The organism is Microcoleus sp. CZ3-B2, assembly GCF_036705055.1.
Taxonomy (GTDB): Bacteria; Cyanobacteriota; Cyanobacteriia; order Cyanobacteriales; family Microcoleaceae; genus Microcoleus.
The window spans coordinates 1-4,845 of record NZ_JAUBTN010000030.1; the positions used below are offsets into that span (position 1 = coordinate 1).

Here is a 4,845-nt window from a genome sequence, read left to right on the forward strand (position 1 = left end):
CTCTCCCCCTCTCCCCCTCTCTCCCCCATTCTCCCTCTCCCCTCTGTGCAATTCCACCATTGCCCAAACGGGGGTATTGCGAGTCAAATCGAGGTTGTCTCCCGGCTCGGAGCGAGTCACGCCTAGAGCAGTATCAGTTTTGAGTACAGATGCTTGTTCGATCGGAATTTCTGCAGTTACTTGCGGTTCCAGTAAATCTACTGATACAGTATCTACATACTGAATACCTCCACGCAAGCACCGCAAAGCTGCAAGTGCTGCTGCACAGGCAAATACTGGCAGTGTATACCCGGATAAAGGTTGAGTTTGTGTCACGATGGAGTGCATAGATCCGTAAATTTGCCGGCGATCGACATCACCTACTAGCAGCGATCGCCCTCAAACATTTAAGCTTATTTTTAGAGTTTACTACGAGATGCAGTTCAGGTAATTTTTGTCAAGTAATAATTGTGTCCTACCAGTTGCCTTGAAGCGAGCAACACTTTTTGAGAAGAACGGGCGATCGTTCGATCGCCCGTTCCCGTTCTCCGCAGGGGTTCGGTGAAGAGTAGGATAACTACCCCCCTTCCAGAATCGCCCACCACCGACTCCGAAGCCTTACTGGCCCGCAGATGTTCACAAAACACCCGCAGGCGCGGCGAAGCTATCCCTCGCGGGCCAAATCGCCAGCGCGTCCAAGAGTAACAAACAAATTCCAGGAATTAAGTACAAATACTGTAAACAAATTTTTAAAACCAGATGGTTATAGCTATCTTCCACACACCTTGCATCCTTTTTCCCCCCATTTACCCCGTATTGAGTAGAGTTATGGTTGCGGTCTCGCAGGGGGAAGAAATATGAAGACCGCTACTAACCTCACGCCTCCATTTGTTTCGGATTCAACCTCTCAACTAGCTCACCGAACCACCCCATGCAACACCATTATTTTGCAACTCAAGGGCTGTCTCGGCGGCATCTCTGTCCTAGATTTCCAAATTAATTTGGAGCAAGCTTTGGAAACGGCCACCCTGAGAGTTGTCGTGGATCTGCAGCAAGTGGATGCTGTCGCGCCAGAGGGAATTGCCGCCCTCGCCCGAGGATTGGAGTTAGCCGCTATACTCGGCAAGTCGATCGTCTTTCATGCTATGGATTTAGCTAGCTCTAGAGATTTGAGAGCTGAGTGGATGAGTTCGCGCGAAATTTGTTTTGGCCCTTGGGGCGATTTATTCGATCGGGAATTCGAGCAATTTTTGGCGGGCTAAATGCTGCAATCGCTGCCTTGTTAAGCCCTAAAACCTAGGTTTTTAAATCGGCAAATTAATATTTTTGCTCTTTACCAGGCTCTGCCTGGTAATGCAGATCCGGAGGCTCTGCATCTCTTGAGCCGGGGACTTTGGGAGAAAAGACTGGCATTGCACAAGTCACGGAATCGATACATAAACCGCAGATAAAAAGCAGATGCAACACGGTTCGACGCAGATAATTTCAGATAATTTGTAATTTTTGCAAGAGGTATATAGCAGTTCTCATAAAGATGAGGTATAGCCTTTCTGTGCTCTCATATGAGGTACTATCCGGCATAGGCCAAACCGGCCAAACCGGCCAAACCGGGCTATCCTCACTTTTTTGAGAACCGCTATATTGATCGATATATCCCTGAATCCCTCAATTCCCCAGTCTAAAACTTGTACGCTCGCGAAGCCGAAGAATCTCAAATCTCAAATCTCAACCTGTACCTCACCTTTTTGAGAAATGGTATAGAGACGAGTGTGGCAGATGTTTAAATTATTAAATTTTCCTTCATTACAAGCTAAAGCCCGAACATCGAACAATCGGGATATAATTTAACGGCCAACAATTAAGTGTTAATAGTTAACAGTTAATTGTTGACCGTCAAAAAGCTTTTTTCAGCCTTCAGCATAGCTGTGTCTAAAAAATCAGTCTTCAGTCCTGAGCCCTAGTTATTCAGTAGCAATTAACTAATCACAGAGTGCGTACCCAATTTTTAATTCTTTGCTAGCAACTAACTGATGACTAATAAGGTTTGCGAGCGAGGACGCTCGCACTAATGACTAATAAATTAAGCTTGACGCGAGTAGTATTCAACCACTAGCAGTTCATTAATCTGAAGAGCAATCCACTCGCGTTCGACAACGCCGTTGACTTTGCCGACCAGTTTTTGCTTATCAAATTCCAAGTGACTGGGCAAGTGAGCCAAGCCTGGATCTTTGAGATTGGTTTCCACCATCGTGCGCGATCGCTCTCTATTTTTCACTGCAATCACTTCACCAGGCTTGCACTGATAGCTGGCGATATTGACTTCACGATCGTTAACAGTGATGTGACCGTGATTTACCAATTGTCTAGCGGACGGAATGGTTGGAGCCATTCCCATCCGAAACACAGTATTGTCCAAGCGCATTTCCAAAAATTGCAGTAACACTTGACCTGTGGAGCCCGTGGCACGGCGGGCTTTGCGGACGTAACGGAGCAATTGGCGTTCCGTCACACCGTAATTGAAACGGAGTTTTTGCTTTTCTTGCAAACGAACCGCATACTCAGAGAGCTTTTTGCGGTTTTGACCGTGCTGCCCTGGCGGATAATCGCGTCTGGGCGTTTTGCGGGTTAAACCGGGCAACTCTTTCAGGCGACGAACGATTCTTAATCGGGGGCCTCGATATCGAGACATTTATTTTCCTCTCTAATCTCTGTATGCAATTTTATGCAGACTCTATATTATATGTTTATAACGCTCAAAATTCTCACAAATATCAATAAAAAAATCGATCGACCGCAGCGAACCGTAATGTGCGGTAAATTCTGAAGGAAAAGCCGATCGCTCGATCGCCCCAATCAGCCCAAAAACTCACAACTCGATCAGCCATGCAAAAGCGCAATTTTTCCCTAACTTCTGCCCCAAAGCCAGCACCGCGCTGGATGTTAGCACTCGGCACTCCCCTAGTCGCCCTGAGTTTGTTGGCAGTAGCACTGCCAATCTCCCCAGCATCAGCCATCACTCTGAGATTTCCCCGAACTCAAAATTCCTATCGCGTCTGCGCTAAAGAATTAATCGAAGCCGGAGTAGGGGCCGAGGCAGCTGCTGCAGCTTGTGCCGACGCGCTCCACCCCCGCGACATATCTAGATGCGCCCTCCAAATCAACCGCAAAACAAATATTTCTGGTGTCGAAGCCCTCTCTACCTGTCGGCAGGTGAGGCGGCCAGACGAATTGACTACTTGCGTAGTGAATATTCACACCAAAACAAAAACTCAACCTGCAGCTCCCCTGTTAGTGCTTGAAGGGTGCCGCCGCAGTTTATTACCAGAACAGTTTGCTGAATGCGTCGTCGGGTTGAGCGGCAGGCTCGACTTTCCCACTGACAGGTTGCTGGCAACTTGTCTCGATCCGAGGGAAAAAGTGAGCCAGTTGGACGGGCGTCCTGCACCTACTCCTCCCGTCGAGCTAATGCCACCGCCTTCGCGGCTCAATTAATTATTTCTTGGGAAATGGTAATTGGTAATTGCTAATTGTAGTGAGTGCGAGGGAGCATCTCAGTTTTGATTTTGATCGTGCGAGCGTCCCGGCTCACGATCTATTCAACACTCGCGAGGGGGGACGCTCGCACTGTAAAGAAATTGCTTTTTCGCAAAAGTGAGATGCTCCCGAGTGCGATCGTCCTCATCACAATCTGCAAGCGCACTTACAACCTCAGAAACCCCGTTTATTCCTATATTTGCCGCTCCCAATCGCAAAAATAGTAGAAACCTGGTTTCTAGCTTTTGTATGTAAGCCATGAAACTGTCCGAAGAGTTAACTGTTAACTGTTAACTGTTAGCTGTTAACTGTTGGCTGTTAGCTGTTAGCTGTTAGCTGTTAGCTGTTAGCTGTTAGTTGTTGGCTGTTGGCTGTTAGTTGTTGGCTGTTGGCTGTTGGCTGTTAGTTGTTAGTTGTTAGTTGTTAGCTGTTAGTTGTTAGTTGTTAGCTGTTAGTTGTTATTGGAAATTGAGAATTGGGCGGAGCGAAGCGGAGGGATTGGGAATTCGTAGCAAGTAACCAATAACTAATAACCAATCACCAATCACCAATCACCAATAACTAATAACCAATAACCAATAACCAATAACCAATAACCAATAACCAATAACCAATAACCAATAACTAATAACCAATAACCAATAACTAATGACTACTGACTTTTTTGATAATCAAATGTCACAAAATTTTGCTCAAATTACCGTCGAAGAATTAGGTTGCTACTTAGCAGAAAAAACGACCGACGCTGAGAAATTGCAGCTTGTGGACGTTCGGGAACCTCACGAAATTGAACTCGCGGCCCTGCCGGGATTTGTAGTTTTTCCGCTGAGCGAGTTTGCCGAATGGTCTAGTGAAATTGACACTAGACTCGATCGCGACACAGAAACCCTCGTGCTGTGTCACCACGGAGTGCGATCGGCTCAAATGTGCCAGTGGTTGACCGATCGAGGATTTACCAACGTTAAAAATATCCTTGGCGGCATCGATGCTTACTCAATGGTAGTCGATCGCACCGTGCCGCGTTATTAATCTGATGCCCGCTCCAACTACGAACCTATTGTATGATTGCGTTGGGGCGGACACAATCTGGGCGTTGGCGTTGCTGAAGTTGAGTATGAATTAACATTTTTCACGCTCGCTCCAAAGACAGACTATAAAGCATTTTTGAGTCTTGACGCATAACTTGATTCATGGAGTCAATCAGCAACGCCACCAGTTAAATTGGTTGAGGATTGCTATATTGCTAAAACATTAAAAAGTAAACTACTTTAAAAAAGATGATTTCCCTCAAGCTTTTTGGGATTTTTGTGGATTTAATTTGATTGCTGCGTG

6 protein-coding genes are annotated in these 4,845 nt (G+C 46.3%); 3 read left to right on the forward strand and 3 right to left on the reverse strand.

Features of this window, described 5'->3' with window-relative positions; translation table 11 throughout:
• Positions 1 to 327, reverse strand: a 327-nt coding sequence (locus QUA97_RS15235; protein WP_442922530.1) for a cobalt-precorrin-5B (C(1))-methyltransferase, incomplete at its 3' end; no start/stop codon positions are given.
• Positions 328 to 422: 95 nt separating this feature from the next.
• The gene (locus QUA97_RS15240; protein ID WP_333195140.1) at positions 423 to 626 is read right to left on the reverse strand and encodes a hypothetical protein; all 204 of its coding nucleotides are present in this window, start codon (positions 624 to 626) and stop codon (positions 423 to 425) included.
• Positions 627 to 836: 210 nt separating this feature from the next.
• On the opposite strand from QUA97_RS15240, the gene QUA97_RS15245 reads away from it, so the two are divergent.
• Positions 837 to 1,241 (forward strand): STAS domain-containing protein, encoded by a 405-nt coding sequence (locus QUA97_RS15245; RefSeq protein ID WP_194071087.1) that lies wholly within the window; start codon positions 837 to 839, stop codon positions 1,239 to 1,241.
• 818 nt (positions 1,242 to 2,059) lie between these two features.
• Here QUA97_RS15245 and rpsD read toward each other — a convergent pair.
• Positions 2,060 to 2,668 carry a 30S ribosomal protein S4 gene (gene rpsD, locus QUA97_RS15250; protein ID WP_194071088.1) on the reverse strand — a complete coding sequence of 203 codons (609 nt, stop codon included), beginning with the start codon at positions 2,666 to 2,668 and terminating at the stop codon, positions 2,060 to 2,062.
• A gap of 194 nt (positions 2,669 to 2,862) precedes the next feature.
• On the opposite strand from rpsD, the gene QUA97_RS15255 reads away from it, so the two are divergent.
• Positions 2,863 to 3,471 carry a hypothetical protein gene (locus tag QUA97_RS15255; RefSeq protein WP_194071089.1) on the forward strand — a complete coding sequence of 203 codons (609 nt, stop codon included), beginning with the start codon at positions 2,863 to 2,865 and terminating at the stop codon, positions 3,469 to 3,471.
• A gap of 690 nt (positions 3,472 to 4,161) precedes the next feature.
• Positions 4,162 to 4,542 carry a rhodanese-like domain-containing protein gene (locus QUA97_RS15260; protein ID WP_228050390.1) on the forward strand — a complete coding sequence of 127 codons (381 nt, stop codon included), beginning with the start codon at positions 4,162 to 4,164 and terminating at the stop codon, positions 4,540 to 4,542.
• The last annotated feature ends 303 nt before the right edge of the window (positions 4,543 to 4,845 follow it).